15 protein-coding genes are annotated in these 20,782 nt (G+C 59.9%); 11 read left to right on the forward strand and 4 right to left on the reverse strand.

Annotation, left to right across the window (positions count from 1 at the left end):
* The 8 genes from QQK16_RS15065 to QQK16_RS15100 all read left to right on the forward strand — a co-directional run.
* Positions 1 to 647 (forward strand): bacteriophage T4 gp5 trimerisation domain-containing protein (locus tag QQK16_RS15065; RefSeq protein WP_439954239.1); only part of this gene is annotated, 647 nt, incomplete at its 5' end.
* Between the two features lie 3 nt (positions 648 to 650).
* Positions 651 to 1,706, forward strand: a complete 1,056-nt coding sequence (locus QQK16_RS15070) for a DUF2169 family type VI secretion system accessory protein (protein WP_284197308.1) — start codon at positions 651 to 653, stop codon at positions 1,704 to 1,706.
* A gap of 172 nt (positions 1,707 to 1,878) precedes the next feature.
* Entirely contained in the window at positions 1,879 to 7,074 is a 5,196-nt protein-coding gene (locus QQK16_RS15075) for an RHS repeat-associated core domain-containing protein (protein ID WP_284197309.1), read from the forward strand.
* A 10-nt stretch (positions 7,075 to 7,084) separates the two neighbouring features.
* On the forward strand, positions 7,085 to 7,693 hold the full coding sequence (locus QQK16_RS15080; RefSeq protein ID WP_284197310.1) for an Imm43 family immunity protein: 609 nt from the start codon (positions 7,085 to 7,087) through the stop codon (positions 7,691 to 7,693).
* Between the two features lie 301 nt (positions 7,694 to 7,994).
* Positions 7,995 to 9,311, forward strand: coding sequence for an RHS repeat-associated core domain-containing protein (locus tag QQK16_RS15085; protein WP_284197311.1), 1,317 nt, complete (start codon positions 7,995 to 7,997; stop codon positions 9,309 to 9,311).
* Entirely contained in the window at positions 9,308 to 9,760 is a 453-nt protein-coding gene (locus tag QQK16_RS15090; protein WP_284197312.1) for a hypothetical protein, read from the forward strand. Before QQK16_RS15085 ends, QQK16_RS15090 begins: the two co-directional genes overlap by 4 nt.
* A gap of 293 nt (positions 9,761 to 10,053) precedes the next feature.
* Positions 10,054 to 10,410, forward strand: coding sequence for a hypothetical protein (locus QQK16_RS15095; protein WP_284197313.1), 357 nt, complete (start codon positions 10,054 to 10,056; stop codon positions 10,408 to 10,410).
* Positions 10,411 to 10,616: 206 nt separating this feature from the next.
* Positions 10,617 to 11,075 (forward strand): SMI1/KNR4 family protein, encoded by a 459-nt coding sequence (locus QQK16_RS15100; protein WP_284197314.1) that lies wholly within the window; start codon positions 10,617 to 10,619, stop codon positions 11,073 to 11,075.
* 225 nt (positions 11,076 to 11,300) lie between these two features.
* Here QQK16_RS15100 and QQK16_RS15105 read toward each other — a convergent pair whose 3' ends face one another.
* The 4 genes from QQK16_RS15105 to QQK16_RS15120 form a co-directional block, all read right to left on the reverse strand.
* Complete coding sequence (locus tag QQK16_RS15105; protein ID WP_284197315.1) at positions 11,301 to 12,068, reverse strand: substrate-binding periplasmic protein; 768 nt, start codon at positions 12,066 to 12,068, stop codon at positions 11,301 to 11,303.
* 68 nt (positions 12,069 to 12,136) lie between these two features.
* A complete protein-coding gene (locus QQK16_RS15110; RefSeq protein ID WP_284197316.1) occupies positions 12,137 to 12,892 on the reverse strand; it encodes a substrate-binding periplasmic protein in 756 nt (251 codons plus the stop codon).
* Positions 12,893 to 12,911: 19 nt separating this feature from the next.
* Entirely contained in the window at positions 12,912 to 14,441 is a 1,530-nt protein-coding gene (locus QQK16_RS15115) for a methyl-accepting chemotaxis protein (protein WP_284197317.1), read from the reverse strand.
* Between the two features lie 401 nt (positions 14,442 to 14,842).
* Positions 14,843 to 15,784, reverse strand: a complete 942-nt coding sequence (locus tag QQK16_RS15120; protein ID WP_284197318.1) for an AraC family transcriptional regulator — start codon at positions 15,782 to 15,784, stop codon at positions 14,843 to 14,845.
* 174 nt (positions 15,785 to 15,958) lie between these two features.
* On the opposite strand from QQK16_RS15120, the gene QQK16_RS15125 reads away from it, so the two are divergent.
* The 3 genes from QQK16_RS15125 to QQK16_RS15135 are packed head-to-tail and all read left to right on the forward strand — an operon-like array spanning position 15,959 to position 20,705.
* The gene (locus QQK16_RS15125; protein WP_284197319.1) at positions 15,959 to 17,575 is read left to right on the forward strand and encodes an FAD-binding oxidoreductase; all 1,617 of its coding nucleotides are present in this window, start codon (positions 15,959 to 15,961) and stop codon (positions 17,573 to 17,575) included.
* Positions 17,563 to 19,146: a glycerol-3-phosphate dehydrogenase/oxidase gene (locus QQK16_RS15130; RefSeq protein WP_284197320.1), complete on the forward strand. Its 1,584-nt coding sequence runs from the start codon at positions 17,563 to 17,565 to the stop codon at positions 19,144 to 19,146. The genes QQK16_RS15125 and QQK16_RS15130 overlap by 13 nt, the downstream gene beginning before the upstream one ends.
* Positions 19,143 to 20,705, forward strand: coding sequence for an FGGY-family carbohydrate kinase (locus QQK16_RS15135; protein WP_284197321.1), 1,563 nt, complete (start codon positions 19,143 to 19,145; stop codon positions 20,703 to 20,705). The genes QQK16_RS15130 and QQK16_RS15135 overlap by 4 nt, the downstream gene beginning before the upstream one ends.
* The last annotated feature ends 77 nt before the right edge of the window (positions 20,706 to 20,782 follow it).

The following is a 20,782-nucleotide window of genomic DNA, read 5'->3' on the forward strand; positions in this document are numbered from 1 at the left end:
TGAAGCATGACCGTACCGAGACGGTGGACAACAACGAGACCATCACGGTGCACAACGACCGCACCGAGCGGGTGGACCACAACGAGAAGATCTCGATTGGCGACAACCGCACGGAGGATGTGGGCAAGAACGAGACCATCAGCATCGGTGAAAACCGTACCGAGGATGTGGGCAAGAACGAGACCATCACCATCGGTGGCAACCGTACAGAGAACGTGGGCAAGAACGAGACCGTCACCATAGGCCAGAGCCGCAGCCAGACCATAGGCAAGAACCACACGATACAGATTGGTGCATTCAAGCGCGAAACCATCAGCCTGGCCTTTATGGAGAATGTCGGCCTCGCCAAGATGGTCAACATCGGCGCGGCGTACAACATCAACGTCGGCGCGGCCATGGTCAGCAATGTGGTGCTGGGCCGCATGGACTCGGTGGGAGTCTCGTGGAAGGCCAATGTGGGCCAGACCTATCACCTGCAGGCTGGCAAGGGCATCACGCTGGAGGCCGGGGAGTCCATTACCCTCAAGACAGGCGCCTCCACGCTGACCATGCACCAGGACGGCAGCATTAGTCTGAACGGCAAGAAGGTCAATATCGTGGGCAGCGATATTGTGGATCTGGATGGCAAGCTGATTGACGTGAACTAAGCCATGAGTGTCGAAACCATCAACACCACGCCGTTCAGCGTATTCAGCTTTGAACACATGCTGTTCAATGGCCGCCGTTATCAGATCGTCGTGCTCAAGCAGTCGTACGGCTTGCGTGATACCGGTGCGGTGGTGCAGTTGCACCAGCAGCGGCCTGTGCGGTTGGGCGATGTCCATCTGGGCGAACGGGACCGCAGCAGCGTGCTGCTGCCCACTGATCTGATACCCTACAAGCCCAAATGTGAGGTCATCGTGACCGGCACGGCGCAGATAGCCCAGCCCAGCGACAGCTGGCTGGCGGGAATCGCCATCGGCGACTGGAAAAAAGCCCTGCGCCTGTATGGCCCGCGCCGCTGGCAGAAAACCCTGCTGGGCCGCTGGAAGCTGACCGATGCCGAACCCACCACCAGCACACCGCTGCTGTATGAGCACGCCTATGGTGGACACTTTGAACTGCTGAATGAGCAGGGTGAGATGACCGTGGCGGCCTATGGCCTGAACCCCGCTGGCACTGGCTGGCTGGGCGAGCAGCCCCACATCACGCTGACCAAGGCGCAGCGCAAGGCACTGGACGAGCGAGTAGCACAGCTCGACACCCTGCAGGCACCACGTATCGAGTATCCGCAGCAGGCCATCGGTACGCCAGGCGAGGATATCGCGCCAGCCGGCCTGGGTGCCTTCCCGGCCTGGTGGCGGGGCCGTACCCAATACCTGGATGGCATGGCGCCGATCAAGCCCGAGCAGCAAGGCTATCCCAGCGATTTCGACATGGCGCACTGGCAGCAGGCACCGGCCGATCAATGGCTGCCGTTTGCGCTCAAGGGCGGCGAAACCCTGGTTCTGGCCAATCTGCTGCCCGAAGGGCGGCAGGAGTATGTGCTGCCACGCAGCCGGCCATTCCTGTTCCTGCGCAGTCCCACGGACCTGAGCATGTCGCTCGATATGGACATCGACACCGTGCTGGTCGATCTGGATGCCCGCGTGCTGGAGCTGACCTGGCGCCGCATCGTCCAGCTGGACGAGCTGGGGCCGGAACTACAGATCGAAGTCATCAGTTGATCCGCTGCTGCGCCAGCGTCTCCGCCGAATAATCCGGGGCGCTGACAAAACCTTGTGTCGCAGTTCTGGCTGGGCGAACGCACCTAGACAACACCTGGGTACGACCCATTCGCACCATCAAGCCCGACCGGTTTTGTTAGCTGCCCTAAGTAGTGAACATAGGTAGTCAAACATGGGTAATGAATACATCGCCGAGAAACGCGTCGAGCACTCGGCCATCGCCTGCGAACCGGACATGATTGCGCCGGACCCCAGCAAGCCGATGATCCTGCTGCCGTTTGTGACCTACGCCACGTTTGATACGGCGGTGGATACGGCCAGCCACGGCAACGGCAACCAGTACCCGCTCTACATCAGTACCTCGCACGTGCCCCACTGCCTGGGCGGCCCACCCGGTGGCGTAGGCAAGACCTCCAAGACCTGGAACGGCAAGTTCAAGACCACCGAGAAAAGCAGCACGGTGAAGGTGGGGCCAGGTTGGCAGATACACCACCAGCATGCCGGCACCATCAACAATGGCAATGCCAAGGCCAAGGTCTACACCGCCGTCAACGCCGGCAGCCCCTCGCAGAAATGCCTGGCCATGCTGCGGGTACAGTTCGAGCGGCTGAAGCAGGGCTCCAAAAACCAACTGAGCGAACGGCCCGGCGGTTTCGTCAAGGATATCGGCACGGGTGCACTGGATACCGTCAAGGGCTATGGCGACATGGCGGCCGATGCGGGTAGCGCCGCCGCCAGCCTGTTCTCCTGGGAGGGGCTCAAGTCTGCCGGCAGGGCCATCAAGGGCGCGGTCAACTCGGTGGCAGATGCCATCACCGGCACCGTGCGCGAAGTCGCCGAGGTGGGCAGCGCCATCGTTAATGAAGAGCTGTCCATCGACGACATCGTCAACGGCATAGAAGACCTGGCCAGCGAGCTGGGCGAGGAAGCACTGTGCGCGCTGGCCGCCCAGATGCAGGATATCGCCGACAAACCCGAAGCCATGGGCGAGGCACTGGGCGGCCTGATGACCGAAGTGGCCATACAGGTGGCGGCTGCGCTGGTATCGGGTGGCGCCGCCAATGCCGCCGCAGCCGGCGCAAAAGCCGCCAAGGCAGCCAAAGCCGGCGGTAAGGTCATGGATCTGGGCGCAGGCCTGGCCAAGAAGCTCAAGGGCTTGGGCCTGAAGGACGGTGATTCCTTCAAGGATGTGATTAAGAAACTGAAAGAACGCCGCCAGAAGGGCCAGGACAAGACCCCAGAGAAAGGACCGGCCGCACCCAAGCAGGAAGGCGACGCCCCCAGCCCACCCGCCAACAAGGACTCCCACAACAAGGGCAAGGCCGATGGCGATGGCGAGGTCTGCCCGCTGTGCCCCACGACCGGCAGCCCGGTCAACCCGGTGCTGGGTTGCAAGGTACTGGCTGGCGAAAGCGAGCTGGACTTCAGCCTGCCCGGCCCCCTGCCATTGGTATGGCAGCGCAATTACGCCAGCAATAGCCGCGAAACCGGCTGGTTTGGCCAAGGCTGGGCCGTGATGTACGGCATGCGGCTGGAAGAGAGCGACGGCGGCGAAGTGATGGAACTGGTCGAAACCACCGGCCGCCGCATCCGCTTCCCCCGCGTGGCACCGGGCCGCAGCTTCTTCTCGCGTTATGAGCAGATCACCCTGGCACGCAGCGCCGCAGGCGAATACAGCCTGGTATCGGGCGATGGCTCGCGCCTGTTCTTTGGCCAACGCCACCCGCAAAGACTGGATCAGTGGCTGTGCAGCGGCCTGGCCGATGCCAACGACAACCGCATCGGACTGGAATACCAGCCCATCGCCGCCCGCCCCAAGGACCCCAAGCCCGCCCTGCAAGCCCAGCCCTGCTACCTGATGGACAGCACCGGCGAAGCCCTGCATCTGGATTACAGCCCGGCAGGCCGCCTGCTGCGCGTCAGCCTGCTATGCGGGCTGAGCCCCAACCAGGGCGCCAGCGGTAGCGCGATAGCTGCCGAACTCCGCAGCCAGCAGATCGCCGATAGCGTGATGGCACGGCTGGAGATCGCCCAACGCGACCAGATCGCCCTGCAGGCGCAGGTGCTGGTGGCCTACCAATACAGCCCGGAAGGCGACCTGATCAGCGTGGTGCGCGACGGCAGCGAGGCCCGGCGCTACCAATGGCGCGACCACATCATGGTCGGCCATACCATACCTGGCGCACTGCAGGCCTATTATGAATACGACCGCTACGACGCCGGTGGCAAGGTCATACGCCACTGGAGCAACGTCGGCCAGCAATGGGTCTTCGAATACAGCAGCGGCCACACCAAGGTGATCGAAGCCCAGGGCAGCGCCGACGAGCGGGCCACCCTTTACCACTTCGACGACAAACGCCGCTGGACCGGCCTGACCGACGCGCTGGGCGGCCGCACCGTCTTCGAGCTCAATCAATACGGCCACCTTGTGGCCACCATCGACCCGGACGGCACCACCACCCGCTACACCCTGGACGGCAAAGGCCGCCCCCTGGCAGTGACCGACGCCCTGGGCCACAGCACCCAGGTGCTCTGGCATAGCGAACTGGAACTCCCCACCCAGCTGATTGACGCCTTGGGCCATGCTACCAGCCTGGAATACGACGCACGTGGCAACCTGATCGGCGAGATCGACCCTGCCGGCAACGCCACCCGCTTCGAGCTGGACTCACGCGGTCTGCCCATACGCATCATCGACGCCAAGGGCGGCAACAAGCGGCTGGAATGGGACCAGCGCGCCCTGCTGACCGCCTATACCGACTGCTCGCAGCAAACCACCCGCTTCGCTTATGACGAGCGTGGCCGGCTCAGCAGCCAGACCGACGCCCTGGGCGCCACCACCACCTACCACTACGACATGGCCGGCCGGGTGCAGTCCATCGACTACCCCGATGGCGGTAGCGAACGCTTTGAGTACGACCCAGCCGGCCGCCTGATCGCCCACATCGACGCCCTGGGCCATCGCACCCGCTACGAGCTGGACGCCGACAACCGACCCACCGCCCGCATCGACGCCCTGGGTGGCCGGCTGGAATACCGCTACGACACCCACCGCCGCCTGGTGGGCCTGATCAACCAGAACGGCACCCCCTGGCAGTTCCAGTACGACGCCCTGGACAGGCTGGTGGCCGAAACCAACTTCGAAGGCAAGTTCAGCGCCTACGCCTACAGCGCCGCCGGCCAGCTCATGGCCCAGCGCGAACTGCCGGCCCACCACCCGGACAGCATCCTCACCCGGTTCGAGCGCGACGCCCTGGGCCAACTGCTGGCCCGCCATACCCAGGCCAGCGGCCAGGCACTGCAACGCACCCGCTACCAGTACGACCCCGCCGGGCAACTGCACCGCACCAGCAACACCGACGCCGCCATCGACTTCGCCTACGACCCGCTGGGCAACCTGCTGCAGGAAACCCACACCACCCACTGGCGTGACGAAGAAGGCAAGCGGCAACCCCGGGTACAGCAGTTGAGCCACCAGTACGACCCCCTGGGCAACCGCATCGCCACCACCCTGCCCGATGGCCGTACCCTCAACTGGCTGATGTATGGCAGCGGCCACCTGCACCAGATCAACCTCGACGGCGAGCTGATCGCCGATATCGAGCGCGACGCCCTGCACCGCGAAGTGAGCCGCAGCCAAGGCAGCCTGCACAGCCAGTTCCAGCTCGACGCCATGGGCCGGCTGCTGGACCACCGCGTCAGCGCCCGCAAGCTGGGCCAGCAGCCCCAGGTCGGCGTCGGCGCCCAGCACGGCAGCCGCATCGCCCGCCACTGGCGCTACGACCGTGCCGGCCAGGTGCTGGAGATCAACGACGCCCGCCGTGGCCGTACCGAATACCATTACGACGCCCTCTCCCGCATCCGCTTCACCACCGGGCCCAAGCTGGCCGAACAGTTTGAGTTCGACCCCGCCCACAACCTGCTGCCGGCCAACAGCCACAGCCCGCTCAAGGACAACCGTGTCACCGTCTTTGAAGACAAGCGCTACCGCTATGACAGCCACGGCCGCCTGGTAGAAAAGCGCAGCGGCAGCAGCCAGAACAGCACCGTGCTGCAACTGGAGTGGAACGCCGAACACCAGCTGGTGAAAGCCACCACCACCCGCAGCAAGGGTCCAGGCCAAGCCAACCGGATCACCGAAACCCACTACGGCTACGACGCCCTGGGCCGCCGCATGAGCCGGCAGAGCCGCGACTGGATAGCCCCTGCGGGCGCCCCCACCGACGCCCCCACCGACGCCCCCGCCCACACCCCTCCCGGCCACAGCGCCTGGTTTGTGTGGGACGGCAACCGGCTGCTGCAGGAAATCGTGGTCAACCCGCAGGCCGCCGACCCGGCCATGCGCAGCCAGACCCACACCACCGTCTACGAACCAGACAGCTTTATCCCGCTGGCCCGGCTAAGCTGGCGTACCGCTGCCCAGGACACCGCCCTGGCGCCACCCCAGCCGGCCGACTGGATGGCGCAACGGATCGCCTTCTTCGACCAGGCCCAGGCGACCTACAGCCAGCAACACGGCCTGGCACCGGACGATGCGGACTTCCTCCAGCAGACAGCCCAAGCCCAGGCAGGCCAGCCAGCAGCACCCCTTAACCCGGTAACCATCACCTGGTACCAGTGCGACCACCTGGGCACGCCGCAGGAACTGACGGCCGCCAACGGCGATATCGTCTGGCAGGCCAGCTACAAGACCTGGGGCAATACGGCCACGGTGGAGTGGGTTGCGGCGGACGGCGCGGCACAGGCACGACAGCTAGCCGACCCGGCTACCTTCGAGCACGCCCAGGTGCAGCCTTTGCGGTTCCAGGGCCAGTACTTCGACGCGGAGACGGGGCTGCATTACAATCGGTTCCGGTACTACGATCCGGATGTGGGGCGGTTTGTATCGAATGATCCGATTGGGTTGGCGGGTGGGGAGAACGTCTACCAATACAGCGTGAATCCTATTGATTGGATAGATCCACTGGGGCTCAGTAGCTCCGTGCTCAATGCCGCACTTGGCGGCCCTGTTGGAGATCACCATCAAGCGCACCACCTGATTCCGGAAGAGATATGGGGGCAAAAGAAATCATTCTTGGATAAAATCGGCTTGCAAGGACAGCGAGACAAGGCTGCAAACGGATTGTTGGTGCCTGACAGCCAAAGCCAAGCCGCCGCAAATGGGAAAAAAGTCTACCATTGTGGTAGCCATGATAATTATTCACGGATGGTGAGGCGCAAGCTTGACGCGATTGAAGTTAGATATAACTCCGGTGCAATTACGGCTGCTGAAGCAAAGCGACAGGTTTCTTCTTTGCAAACAAGCCTACGGAAAAAGATCAATACTGGACGAATCAGCACCAAGGCTCCATGTGGGCGCCTAAGGTAAAGGAGCGGCAATGTACTATGTTTTTGAAAGAAAAGAGGGAGTCGGCTGCCCTGTTTTTGTTAATGGCATGCTGCATGAACAGTTCATGGAGAAGGGTGCAAATGTTGCCATGGAATACGACTGGGTCTTTGCCGCACCGCCCGACCTTCCGGCAAAACTCCCAGAAAAACTGGTTTTAATATCAAAAGACAGGAAATATGCTTTCGATCTTGCAAGCGCCTTCAATGGACAATTAATTTCGGCACGACTATTGTCCCTAATGACGCCCTTTGGGCTGGAAGACTGGGAAATATCAAGTCTTACGGTAGTAAATCAAAAGGGAGTATCCATCGTTGATCAAGATTACTTCTTTATTCGACTACCCAGGACGAAACGCCAGAAGGACATTGTTGACATAGAAAAATCCAAGCTGGATGTGCGAAAAAATGGCGAAATAAAGAAGATCTGGGATTTGGCCATTCAAAGCAGATCACTCCCCAGCATATTCATGTCCAATGAAGTATCATTGCGAGATGTCATCTTTATTGACGCCGAGGTTGCAGAGAAGCTGCAGACAGTGCCACTTCGCGGGTTAAATATCGTGCCTGCTTCTAAGGCAGGGGTAATCGACCCGGCCTAGTTAAATAGCCCTCGCAAAGCTTAGAAACCTTGCGGGGGGCTTGCTTTTTGCATGGCCTATAGAGCTACGTTGATACCTAGCCGCAGCGAGTCGGAGGGTACACAATTGCTAGCGTTGGCCAGGCCACCCGCTACGAGCTGGACGCCGACAACAGTTCGACCCCGCCCACAACCTGCTGTCGGCCAACAGCCACAGCCCGCTCAAGGACAACCGTGTCACCGTCTTTGAGGACAAGCGCTACCGCTATGACAGCCACGGCCGACTGGTAGAAAAGCGCAGTGGCAGCAGCCAGAACAGCACCGTGCTGCAACTGGAGTGGAACGCCGAACACCAGCTGGTAAAAGCCACCACCACCCGCAGCAAGGGTCCAGGCCAAGCCAACCGGATCACCGAAACCCACTACGGCTACGATGCCCTGGGCCGCCGCATGAGCCGGCAGAGCCGCGACTGGATAGCCCCTGCGGGCGCCCCCACCGACGCCCCTGCCCCTGCCCCTACCCCGCCAGGCCACAGCGCCTGGTTTGTGTGGGACGGCAACCGGCTGCTGCAGGAAATCGTGGTCAACCCGCAGGCCGCCGACCCGGCCCAGCGCAGCCAGACCCACACCACCGTCTACGAGCCAGACAGCTTTATCCCCCTGGCTCGGCTAAGCTGGCGTACGGCTGCCCAGGACACCGCCCTGGCGCCACCCCAACCGGCCGACTGGATGGCGCAACGGATCGCCTTCTTCGACCATGCCCAGGCGACCTACAGCCAGCAACACGGCCTGGCACCGGACGATGCAGACTTCCTCCAGCAGACAGCGCAGGCCCAGGCTGGCCCCAGCAAAGCACCGCTGAATCCGGTAACCATCACCTGGTACCAGTGTGACCACCTGGGCACGCCGCAGGAGCTGACGGCCGCCAACGGCGATATCGTCTGGCAGGCCAGCTACAAGACCTGGGGCAATACCGCCACGGTGGAGTGGGTTGCGGCGGACGGCGCGGCACAGACACGACAGCTAGCCGACCCGGCTACCTTCGAGCACGCCCAGGTGCAGCCTTTGCGGTTCCAGGGCCAGTACTTCGACGCGGAGACGGGGCTGCATTACAATCGGTTCCGGTACTACGATCCGGATGTGGGGCGGTTTGTATCGAATGATCCGATTGGGTTGGCGGGTGGGGATAATATTTATCAGTACGCGCCAAACCCTATTGCCTGGGTTGATCCGCTTGGTTTAAATAGATTTAAAAAGACGACATGGGGGCCATGTTCCAAAGGAACTGGTCTTGCATATACAGTCTATCAGCAGGATATAGATTGGGACTTGGTACACAAAGGGAAGACCAACCTACAAAGAGCACTAGAAGGTGGTGCGCCATATCTTATGAAGAACGGGGTGCCTCAGCAAATACAATTGCATCATTCCAGACAGCAATCTGTTGGACCATTGTTCGAGGTTACTACTAGCACACACAGGGCGGCGAGTGGTAAGGGTAGAGAGGCAATGCACCCTTATGGAAATCAGAAAAATCCTGACTTTCCGGTTGATCGCCAACAATTTGATAAAGACAGAGAGCAGTACTGGAAAGATCGCTCTGGTGCTGAGCAAAGAAAACGAAATGGAGTTTGTCAATGATCCCAGTGGAAGTAAAGAATTATTTGGCCAAGGACACTGGCGATGTGATTCGCTATGATCGGAACTCTGCCATGCAGAGTTTGATGCTCCTTGGCGTTAGTCCGGGAACACAATTTGGTGAATTTTATTTGGAATATCAAGGTAGCTTTATTAGTCCCAGACCTGTGGCTGAGCTGCTAGATATTGAGGGGCCAGCTATTCCTGCAATACCAGATCAAACTGAGTACGTGCGAGATAGATACCAAATTTCTGAGAAGTTTCTAGCCTTGACGTCAGATGAGAGCGAGGGGATGTATTTATATAACAAGGAAGATGCCAAGGTATATGATCTAGATCTCGTAGTCTATGAAGAATTCATGGCCGGATTAATTCCAGCAAGGTGGGAGTCTTTTAACGAATTCCTTGTGTGGTACTTTGATGAGAGTGGCGCCCACGAGGAGGTGGAGTGATTTTTTAGTGGCGGTGAGTTTGATTTTGGCGGCCGCTGTTGTAGGCCGTACTTTGCCCACAACCTGCTGCCGGCCAACATCCACAGCCCGCTCAAGGACAACCGCGTCACCGTCTTTGAGGACAAGCTCTACCGCTATGACAGCCACGGCCGACTGGTAGAAAAGCGCAGCGGCAGCAGCCAGAACAGCACCACGCTGCAAATAGAGTGGAACACCGAACACCAGCTGGTGAAAGCCACCACCACCCGCAGAAAGGGGAAAAATCTAACTGCAATTGCAAATACAGGTGATCTATGATTTCGCATAAATTAGTTGCTTATTTTAAGAGCAAAAACTGGTGGTTCGATGAGGAGACGGATGCGTACAAAGTTGCCTTGCTGGAGCTGGGTATTTCATTGGAGTCAGATATTGCCGCCTTTTTTCTCCACGCTGAAGATGGGCCTAATTTTATTGGAAGCAAGGGTGAAATCCTTCAGCTTTGCTGGCACATTATTAATACAGATTATTTGGAAAACTCCGAGTCTCTGAAAAAATCTTTAGGGCTGCCTACCTGCCTGATCCTACTTACATCTTCCGAAGGGGGCGGGGGATATTTCTATAATAAAGACACATGCGGTGTTTTATTAATTGAATTGGGCAAGCCTCCCTAATAACACAGAATGGGCTTGGGTCGTTGTATTGGGATAACTTCAATGATTTTTTGGAATTCTTCTTTGGGACAAACACCCCTGACTAGGTTTTCTTAGCTATATCGCCTTAAATGCGGGATTCGATTTTCAAGAAGGATAACTGGAAAAAATGCACCAAAGACATTCTAACAAAGAGATACAGGATTCCCTAATAAACAGGAGCAATCATGAACATCTGTGAAATTGAACTACGGCTAGGCCATTCACTTCCAAACAGCTATAAAAATCTATTGGACTCGATAGAGGATTATGCGTACATTTCATTTAATGAATACCCGCTTGACTTCCCCAATGACGAAGGGGCCTCGTGGTTTATGTGGGGCGTGGAGAGGTTGGGCAAAGCGGTTGAAATGGACTGTGCTGGAAAAGAGTTGGCTTACGCCCAATTAAAATTGCATACCGCATTGGATCGTAGGCTTAGAAATAGAGATTATGTGAAAAGCCCGCAAGGGGAAATAGCATTGGATAGAGTTGCAAGTGGTTTTGTTATCGCAGAAGACAACGGCGATCTACTTTATCTGGATTTTCAGGATGAAGGGTCGGTCTGGAGATACATGCATGACTCTGGGGATGTAAGGCGATTAGATTTAAATTTTAACGAATGGATGTCAAGGGCGACATTGTGATTGCACTAGGTGATTCTGCCTGAATTTTGGAGGGTTGCAATATACAAAATTTAGGCCAGTTGGGCACCAGCGCCTTGCTTGTGTGGGACGAAAACCAGCTGCTGTATCGAATGATCCGATTGGGTTGGCGGTGGACGTCCACTTCTACAAGTACGCGACAAAGCCATAAAACAACAACAATGCCCGGTCCAAGCCGGGCATTGGATTCCACACAAGCCCTAACAGCTACTTGAAGCTGCTGACAGCCTTCTTGTATTCCGGTGACTCGCGTGCCGCCGCCACAGCGTTCCAGAGTTCCTTGGCGAAGTCGGCGTTCTTGCCCACAAACTGCTTGGACAGCATCAGGTAATAGGGCTTCTCCACCAGCGGTGTGCTGACTTTCTCTACCTTGCCGGCGAACTCCGCCTGCTGGATGGAGTTGTCGCCTTCCAGTGTCTGTAGCGCCACTGCCTGCAAACGCCCGGCTAGCAGTTTGCGCAGGGTGTCATCAGCGCTACGGGTACCATCATCCACCCGCACGCCCATGCCCTTGAGCTGATCCACAATGGAATAGCCTTGCTGGGCACCTACCGCACTGGTCAGGTTGGCAATGGTCTTGCCATCAAAATTGATATTACTGCCCTTGGCCTTATACAGCGAATAGCCGTCCATCATCATGTATTTGGTGGCATCGGCCTTGTCGCTGGCACCGGGGTAAAAGCCTACTGCCAGGCGGTCGGTCTTGAAGCTAGCAGCAAAGGCGCCATCCATATTGCCTTTGCCCAAGTCATCCAAACAGCGTGCCCAGGGCGTACGTACAAACTCAATCTTTACACCCACCTTTTGCGCCGCTATCTTCAGCTGGACAATATTGAGCCCATCCCGCCCTTCAACTACCCAGGGATAAACCTCTACGTTGTCAAAACAGAGTTTTATCGAGGCAGGTTTGTCAGCGCCTTGTACCGCCAAGCCGGCCATCGCCAAAAACCCAGCCAGAATCAGCTTCTTGCCCATTGCTCACTCCTTATAGCTAAGCACTAGGCCACTTTTGGCCCAGCGCATTGGTGGTTATGTATTGGCTATCAGCCACCCAGGCGCTTGGCCATAATAGCGTTTACATCTATCTTCTTCAGGCCCTCGTTGAATATCTTGGCAATACGCTGGCCCTCTGCGTCTTTCTTGAAGCAGATGAACAGTCTTTTGTCCTCCAGCACTTTGGGATTCATGGCCAATTTGCCTACAAAAGGCTTGAGTTCAGGATCGGTCTTCATCAGGTAGTTAAAGACATTGCCATCCACCACAGCCAGATCCAAGCGACCGGCGCCTAGCTTGACCAGGTTCTTGCCATCGTCGATAGCCACGTCGACCTTCTGCTGCTTGGAGGCCACGCGCGCATCAAACTCCGTGGTGTTTACATAGTCCTGCACCACGCCTATTTTCTTGGCAGACAGATCGTTGACGCTGTTCCAGCTGAATGGTGCATCCACGCGCTGCGCCAAGCCCAATGGGCCGTTGCCCATGGGGTCAGACAGCGTGAATTCCTTGCGCAGGTCGGCCGAGTCGTACTCGGGAAAATACCCTGCATAACCAGGATCACTCTTGCCCAGCTGCACCGCACGGCTCCACGGAAAGAACTGTACCTTCAGCTCGTATCCCATTGCCTTGAAAGCGGCCTTGGCTACCGCCACACTGGCGCCCTGTTCAGTCAGCTTGGCGCCGGTGTACGGTGGCCATTCCAGCGATGCCAAGGTAATGGTCTTATTGTCTGCCTGCGCGGGCAACAAGGCGGCGGCGGCGAGCAATGCGCCCAGTGCCAGGGTGAACTTGCGACGTATCATGGATGTATCCCTCATTGGTCTAAACCTTGAACTGCTCCACCGTGGCCTGCAAACGCACGGCCAGGCGGGCTACCTCCTCACTGGCAATCGTTGTCTGGCGCGAGCCATTAGCAGCCTCGCTGACAACCTTCTGTATTTCGCGGATGCTATCGGTCACGCCCACCACCACCACCTCCTGCTGGCTGGAGGCCGCAGCGATTTCCTCGTTCAATTCGGCAATCTTGCGGGCGGACTCGGCCAGGTGTTGGATCACGCCCCCCGCCTCACGGGCACGTTTTAGGCCCATATCAGCCTTTTCCTTGCTGATGGACATCACGGCAACGGCACGGCTGGTACCGTTCTGCAGTTCGGTAATGACTTGTTGTATCTCCGTCGTAGAGTCGTGGGTACGGTTGGCAAGGGTACGCACCTCGTCCGCCACCACGGCAAAGCCACGGCCGGCTTCGCCTGCGCGGGCAGCCTCGATCGCGGCATTCAGCGCCAGCAGGTTGGTCTGCTTGGCAATCTCGTTGATCACTGACAGCACGCTGCCGATCTTCTCGCTATTGGTCGCCAGCTCGGCAATCACATGGGCGGCGTTCTCGACCTCATTGGTTGCTTCACTGATGGTACTGATGGCGGCGCTTACCACCGATTGGCCCTTTTCAGCCTCGATATCGGCATAGTTGGCTGCATCGGATGCCGCACTGGTGTTGACCGATATCTCATGTACCTGTCTGCTCAGCTCACCCGCAGCCACCACCACAGCCTCGCTCTCTTCCTGCTGAAGCTGTATACCTGCGCTGCTCTGCTCCATGATGCGGCTGGTTTGCTCTGCCGCTGCCGCCAACTGCGGCGCCGTATCGGACACCTGCCGCATCACCCCCTGAAGGCGCTCCACGAATACATTGAACGATTGCGAAACATCGGCAAACTCATTCTTGCCTATGATAGCCAGGCGGCGTGTCAGGTCAGCCTCGCCAGAGGCGATCTCCTTCAGTGCGTTGTTGAGCCGCTTGAGCGGGCGCAGCACCACAGCAGACAGCGCGGCAGAAAGGGCAAACAGGAGTACAAGGTCGGCAATCACGATTTGTACTGCCAGCACGATCATGCTCTGCCTCAGTGCGGCATCCACCGACCCCTGGTCTACATAGATCTTGGCCGTCGCGACGTTCTTCTTTTGGCCATTGTCGTCAAACTGCAGTTGCACCTCGCGCAGCACACCGCTGATCTTGGCATCGGCAGTCGCATTGGTGGCTTTACCGTCCGCGCCCCGGGTAAGGCCGCTAAGGTAATCCTTGCCATTCACCAGTTGTATGCCGTTAAAGGTAGGCGAAACCATCTCCGCCTCCAGCACCTGGCCTATCTGGGTCTTGTCGAAATTCCAGATGGCCGCAGGCAGGCTCAATTGAAGCCGCACCGCCAACGCATCGGCCTGTTCCTGTAGCCCTCGCTCCAGGCGTGCCTTGCTGGTGTAGTGGTTGTAAGCCCCCATCGTTACCAGAACGAGAGTCACGATCAGCACAAAGAGAGTATTCAGCGTGGCGCTGATGCTGCGGGTAGATATCATTGCCTGCTCCCAGTCATCTCGTCCCCCAGGAAAAGTGAATTGTGTGATAACCGTTCTTAATGGCGGCTACGCGCTGATAGCACTGGCCTACTGAGCTTAGTCAGCCATGGGAAAAAACCAAGGGCAATCGCATTCCAGAGAGCAGATTGACAGCCGCATCAACTCGCTTGCAGCAAGCTTAGCACGCAAATAAGCATATTCTTATTTTTGAATAGAAACAGACTAGCCAGCTGTGCGTTTTATGACTCAGCGCCCACGGTGAATTGAAAGCCGAAGCCCAGTCAATATGATGGCGAACGGCGGCTAAGTCGGGGATACCGCCAGGGATAGCCTTCCGGATCAGGCCGCGCCGAGTCCTAACACCAGGGCGGCCCTGTCCGCGATCACCGAACCACCTGCACTCATAGCGGGCTCTCCGTGCGCTGACTACGTCCGCGGAAACTACCCGGACCTTCGCCCTGCCAGCCTTTGAAGGCGTGATGGAAGGCCGCAGGATCGCGATATCCCAGCAGGTAGGCGATTTCACCTATTGGCATGGCAGAGCTGGCCAGATAGTGCCGAGCCAGCTCATGCCGGGTGGTATCGAGCAGATCCTGGAAAGCCATGCCCGCCTCAGTCAGCCGGCGTTGCAGGGTACGGGTGGAGAGATGCAGTGCCTGCGCCACATCAGCCAGCTTGAGACCGCCCTCCCCCAGGTTGTTCAGCACCACCTGACGTACCTGCCCCACGATGGCAGGCTCGGTTTGGTGGCGCTCACGCAAGAGCGCCTCTGCGTGGCCCTGCAGCAGTGGCAGCAAGCCATTGTTGGCCTGCGGTATAGGCAAGGCCAGCAGCTCAGCCGGGAACAGCACCCGGTTGATCGGGCAGCCATACGCTACCTCCACCCCAGCCAGGCTTGCCAGGCTGCTGCCACGCGGTGCGGCATGGGTAAACTCCAGGGCTATCGGCATTACCGGACGGCCCGCCAGCCACTCGGCGCACGTCTTGATGCCAGAGAACACCGACTCGGCCAAGGCGCCTGCCACCGCATGCGAGGCCATGTCATTGCGCCAGCTGTAAACCGCCACACCCTCTTGTTGCAACAGGCTAGACCGCCCCAGGTCATGCACCAGCGCCTCGAATCGCAATACCTGCTCCAGTGCCAAACCCAGGGTGGGACAGGCAAGCAGCAGGATGCCGTTGACGCCATAGGTAGTGGGTTTCACCTGCTGCCCCAGCCGCCATCCAAACAAGGGATCCGTGGCGATCAGTGCCGCCTCGAACATCGCCAGGTAATCGGCCAGTGGCATATCGGCCTCACCCTGTGGCATCGGCGCCGCAGCCAGCAAAAGCGACTCTGCCACCCCCTCATTGCGCGCAGCGTCCCACAGCGTGCGGGCATAGGGCGCCACAACGCGAGGGTTTGGCGCGATAGCACAAGCGATTGGCGGAATAGCGAAATGGCTGGGCGGCATCACTGAACTAGAGTACTGACAGATAAACAATCCGCATCGTGCGGGAGATCGGGAGCATAAGCCATGCGACGCTGGAACGGTTGGGGAGAAACCACCACCACCATGAACCTGAGCGACAAGGCCACCACCATGTTGCTGGAAAAGCTGGGCCCAGGCCGACCACAACAGGATGTCGAGCAGCAGGCCTTGCTGGCGGCCATCCCGCCCTCCCGCCTGCCAGCACATCCCTTGATCCGTACCGACCCGGTCGTACGGCTTAGTGTGGCGCTGGGCGAGAGCTATCCGGACTGGCTGCGCAAGCGCTGCGGCACCACCCCTACCGTGCCCGATGGGGTGTCCTACCCTGAGACCAGCGAGCAGGTACAGGAACTGCTGGCAATGGCACAGCTTGCAGATTGGATCGTGATCCCCTTTGCCGGCGGCACCAGTGTTGCCGGCCACCTCGATTGCCCGGTGTCGCCACGCCCGGTGTTGTCGCTAAACCTGACACGGATGAATCGGCTGCTACATCTCGATACCGTCAGCCAGCTGGCCACGTTTGGTGCCGGCACGGCCGGTCCCGTACTCGAAGCTCAGTTGCGCGCCCAAGGCTATACCCTGGGTCACTTCCCGCAATCGTTTGAATATTCCACTGTCGGTGGTTGGGTCGTCACCCGATCATCGGGGCAGCAGTCGCTTCGTTATGGGCGCATCGAACAGTTGTTTGCCGGCGGCCGCATGGAAACCCCTATCGGCACGCTCAATATGCCCACCCTGCCCGCCTCCAGCGCCGGCCCGGACCTGCGTGAGCTGGTATTGGGTTCGGAGGGCCGCTTTGGGGTGCTGACCGAGGCGGTCATGCGGGTCACACCGCTCGCCGGCCACGAGAGCTTCCATGGCCTGTTCTTCCCCGATTGGGATGCGGCAGAAGCAGCCGTACGGCAGTTGGTGCAGATGAAACTGCCGCTATCCATGCTGCGGCTCTCCAATGCCATCGAAACCGAAACCAACCTTGCCCTGGCCGGGCACGCCAACCTGATCGCCTGGCTGGAGCGCTACCTTGGCTGGCGCGGCTGCCGTAACGAAAAATGCCTGCTGATGCTGGGCCTGACCGCCACACCCGCTACCGCCAGGCACGCATTGTCCGAGGCCAGGCGGGTTACCCGCCAGCATGGCGGTGTCTACATCGGCCGCAGCCTGGGCGACCGCTGGGCGCAGAACCGCTTCAAGGGCCCGTATCTGCGCAATACCTTGTGGGAACACGGCTACAGCGCCGACACCATAGAAACCGCCGTGGACTGGCCGCGCGTCAAACCCCTGATGCTGGCCATGGAGCAAGCCGCCCGCGACGCCTTTGCTGAGGACGGCGAGCGGGTGCATGCCTTTACCCACCTCTCCCATCTCTACGCGCAGGGCAGCAGTATCTACTCCACCTTTGTCTGGCCCACGGCAGCGGGCGGCTACGACGCCAACATGGCCCGCTGGAAGCGCTACAAGGCCAAGGTCTCGGAAGCGATCGTGGCACACGGTGGCACCATCAGCCATCAGCACGGCGTGGGGCGCGATCATGCCCCTTACCTCGCCGCCGAGAAAGGCCCGCTGGGTATGGCTACGCTGGCCGAACTGTGCCGCCATTTCGACCCTAAGGGCATCATGAATCCAGGCAAGCTGTTGCAGGATGGCGGACCGTGGAACGTCTGAGCCGCCAGGACAAGCTGAGCCGGCTGGGCATCACAGACTGGGACCTGCTAGTCATCGGCGGCGGCATCAGCGGTGCCGGTGTACTGCGCGAGGCCGCCCGGCTGGGCTGGAAAGTACTGCTGATCGAGCAGCGGGACTTCGCCTGGGGCACCTCCAGCCGTTCCTCCAAGCTGGTGCATGGCGGCCTGCGCTACCTCAAGGAAGGGCAGTTCCGCACCACCTTGCATTCGGTACACGAGCGGCAACGCCTGATGCGTGAAGCACCAGAACTGATCGAGCCGCAAAGCTTTCTGTTTGCCGACTGCACTGGGCGGCAGCCGGGTCGCTGGCTGTTCCAGCTAGGCCTGACCATCTACGACCACATGGCGGGAGAAAACAGCCACGCCTATTGCAGCAGCCAGGCCGTCGCCCAACTGGCCCCAGGGCTGGCACCCGACAAGCTGCGAGGCGGCATGGTCTACCGCGACGCCAAGACCGACGATGCCAGGTTGGTCTGGCGGGTGCTGGAAGAAGCCGAGCACGATGGTGGCATCGCCATCAACTACTTGGCCGCCCGCACCCCCATCATTGCGCACGGCCAGTTGGCAGGCATGGTATTGGAAGACATCGAAACCGGGCAGCAGATCGCCGTGCAGGCCCGCACCGTGATCAATGCCACCGGTGCCTGGGCCGACCGCTTGCGCGCCACCTTAGGCCGCAAGCCCATGCTGCGCCCCTTGCGCGGCAGCCATCTTATCGTCCCGTTCTGGCGTCTGCCGGTCGCTCAGGCAGTCAGCCTGATGCATCCGCGTGATGGTCGACCGGTGTTCTTCTACCCTTGGGAAGGCGCCACCCTGATCGGCACCACCGATCTGGACCATGCCGGCGATCTCGATATCGAAGCCAGCATTACCGATGCCGAAGTGGACTACCTGCTGGAAGCAGTCAACGACCAATTCCCCGCCACCCAGCTAGGCAGGGCCGATGTCTCAGCCTGCTATGCCGGCGTGCGCCCGGTGGTGGATGAAGGCGGCAGCAGCCCATCCAGCGCCGGCCGCGACCATGTAGTGCTGGATGAGCAAGGACTGATCACCCTGACAGGTGGCAAACTCACCACCTTCCGCCTGATGGCGCAAGATGCGCTGGCACTGGCCGCCAAGCGCATGGGGCAGGCCTACCAGCCCAGCACAGCCCCGGTTTTCAGTGCTGCCAGCAGCCTGTCGCCGCAGTTGTCGGGCGCCACGATCCAGCGCTTGCGCGCGCGCTATGGCCCGCATGCTGCAGAGGTCGCCAACACCGCCACAGCCGATACCCTGGCTTTTGTGCCCGGCACCCATACCCTGTGGCAGGAACTCCAGCGCGCCGCCAGGGTGGAGTCCGTGGTCCACCTTGATGATCTGTTGCTACGGCGCACTCGGCTGGGCATCCTGCTACCCCGTGGGGGGCTGGATCACCTGGTCCGCATACGCGCCCTGTGCCAACCCGAACTGGGCTGGACCGATGCACACTGGGAGGCAGAACTGCTGCGCTATCAGCAGTTGATCGCCCGCCACTACAGCCTGCCACCTACCAGAACCGAAAGCGCACCATGAGCAACGATTACCTGCTCGCCATCGATAACGGCACACAAAGCGTACGGGCCCTGTTGTTCGACCTGCACGGCAACCTGGTCGACAAAGCCCAGGTCAGCATTGATACCTATCAATCGCCCCAACCAGGCTGGGTGGAGAACGATCCTGAAGACTTCTGGCACGCCCTTAGCCGCGCCTGCCAGCACCTGTGGGCCAATACCAGCGTGCCCAAATCCGCCATTAAGGGTGTGGTCATCACCACCCAGCGTGGCACGGTGGTCAACCTGGATGCCGACGGCAAGCCCCTGCGACCCGCTATCCTGTGGCTGGATCAGCGCCGTGCCGACAAACTGCCCAAGCTTTCCTGGTGGTGGCGGCTGCTGTTCCGCGCCATTGGCATGCACAACACCCTGCAGCACTTCCTGCACGAGGCCGAGGCCAACTGGATAGCCCAGCATCAGCCCGATATCTGGGCCCGCACCCACAAGTTCCTGTTGCTGTCGGGCTACCTCAACTACCGCTTTACTGGCCGCTATGTCGATGCGATCGGCAGCCAGGTCGGCTATGTGCCCTTCGACTACAAAAAAGGCTGCTGGGCCCCCAGGCATGACTGGAAATGGCAGGCCATGCCCATCACGCCCAGCATGCTGCCCGAGCTTGCCGCCAGTGGCACCATCATAGGCAAGGTCACGGCGCAGACCGCCGCCGATACCGGCATACCCGAGGGCCTGCCCGTCATCGCCGGGGCAGCCGACAAAGCCTGCGAAGTCCTGGGCGCCGGCTGCATCAGCCCAGAGACAGCCTGCCTCTCGTTCGGCACCGCCGCCACCATCAATACCACTACCGAGCGCTACGTCGAGGCCACGCCCTTTGTGCCCCCCTACCCTGCTGCACTGCCCGGCCACTACAACACCGAAGTACAAATTACCCGTGGCTTCTGGATGGTGAGCTGGTTCAAGGAGCAATTCGGCCTGCAGGAGCGCCTGACTGCCGAAAGCAGCGGTGTCGCCGTCGAAAGCCTGTTTGATGATCTGGTCAACGCCGTACCACCCGGCGCCCAGGGGCTGATGCTGCAACCCTTCTGGAACCCTGGCATCAAGGTGCCCGGCCCCGAGGCCAAAGGCGCCATTATCGGTTTTGGCGATGTCCACACCCGAGCCCACCTCTACCGCGCCATCCTGGAAGGCCTGGCCTACGCCCTACGTGAAGCCGGCGAGCGCATCGCCACGCGCAGCGGCGTCGCCATCAAACGTGTACGTATCTCCGGCGGCGGCTCACAAAGTGACGCCGCCATGCAGATCACCGCCGACGTCTTCAACCTGCCGTGCGAGCGCCCACATCTGTACGAAACCAGCGGCCTGGGTGCCGCCATCCTCGGTGCCGTTGCACTCGGCCTGCACCCTGATTTCGATAGCGCCATCCGCAACATGACCCGGGTAGGCAAGGTATTCGAACCCGTGGCCGAGCACGCCGCCATCTACCAGCAGCTCTACCCCAGGGTGTACAAACGCATGTACGAACGCCTGCAGCCGCTCTACCACGCCATACGCGAGATAACGGGGTATCCGCGCCGGGCTTAAGCGGCATTTTACGGTGTGTCCATCATCCAGAAAGTCGCTAGACTAACAGTCCAGGTTCGTCGCAGAGTGCAGGCCAA

This window comes from Chitinimonas prasina (assembly GCF_030160395.1).
GTDB lineage: Bacteria > Pseudomonadota > Gammaproteobacteria > Burkholderiales > Chitinimonadaceae > Chitinimonas > Chitinimonas prasina.

What these genes read in the sequence shown, in the direction of transcription:
- QQK16_RS15115 (WP_284197317.1), bottom strand. Translation starts at nt 14,441, where the DNA reads ATGATATCTACCCGCAGCATCAGCGCCACGCTGAATACTCTCTTTGTG.
- QQK16_RS15100 (WP_284197314.1), top strand. Translation starts at nt 10,617, where the DNA reads ATGAACATCTGTGAAATTGAACTACGGCTAGGCCATTCACTTCCAAAC.
- QQK16_RS15110 (WP_284197316.1), bottom strand. Translation starts at nt 12,892, where the DNA reads ATGATACGTCGCAAGTTCACCCTGGCACTGGGCGCATTGCTCGCCGCC.
- QQK16_RS15090 (WP_284197312.1), top strand. Translation starts at nt 9,308, where the DNA reads ATGATCCCAGTGGAAGTAAAGAATTATTTGGCCAAGGACACTGGCGAT.
- QQK16_RS15095 (WP_284197313.1), top strand. Translation starts at nt 10,054, where the DNA reads ATGATTTCGCATAAATTAGTTGCTTATTTTAAGAGCAAAAACTGGTGG.
- QQK16_RS15125 (WP_284197319.1), top strand. Translation starts at nt 15,959, where the DNA reads ATGCGACGCTGGAACGGTTGGGGAGAAACCACCACCACCATGAACCTG.
- QQK16_RS15105 (WP_284197315.1), bottom strand. Translation starts at nt 12,068, where the DNA reads ATGGGCAAGAAGCTGATTCTGGCTGGGTTTTTGGCGATGGCCGGCTTG.
- QQK16_RS15080 (WP_284197310.1), top strand. Translation starts at nt 7,085, where the DNA reads ATGTACTATGTTTTTGAAAGAAAAGAGGGAGTCGGCTGCCCTGTTTTT.
- QQK16_RS15075 (WP_284197309.1), top strand. Translation starts at nt 1,879, where the DNA reads ATGGGTAATGAATACATCGCCGAGAAACGCGTCGAGCACTCGGCCATC.
- QQK16_RS15070 (WP_284197308.1), top strand. Translation starts at nt 651, where the DNA reads ATGAGTGTCGAAACCATCAACACCACGCCGTTCAGCGTATTCAGCTTT.
- QQK16_RS15135 (WP_284197321.1), top strand. Translation starts at nt 19,143, where the DNA reads ATGAGCAACGATTACCTGCTCGCCATCGATAACGGCACACAAAGCGTA.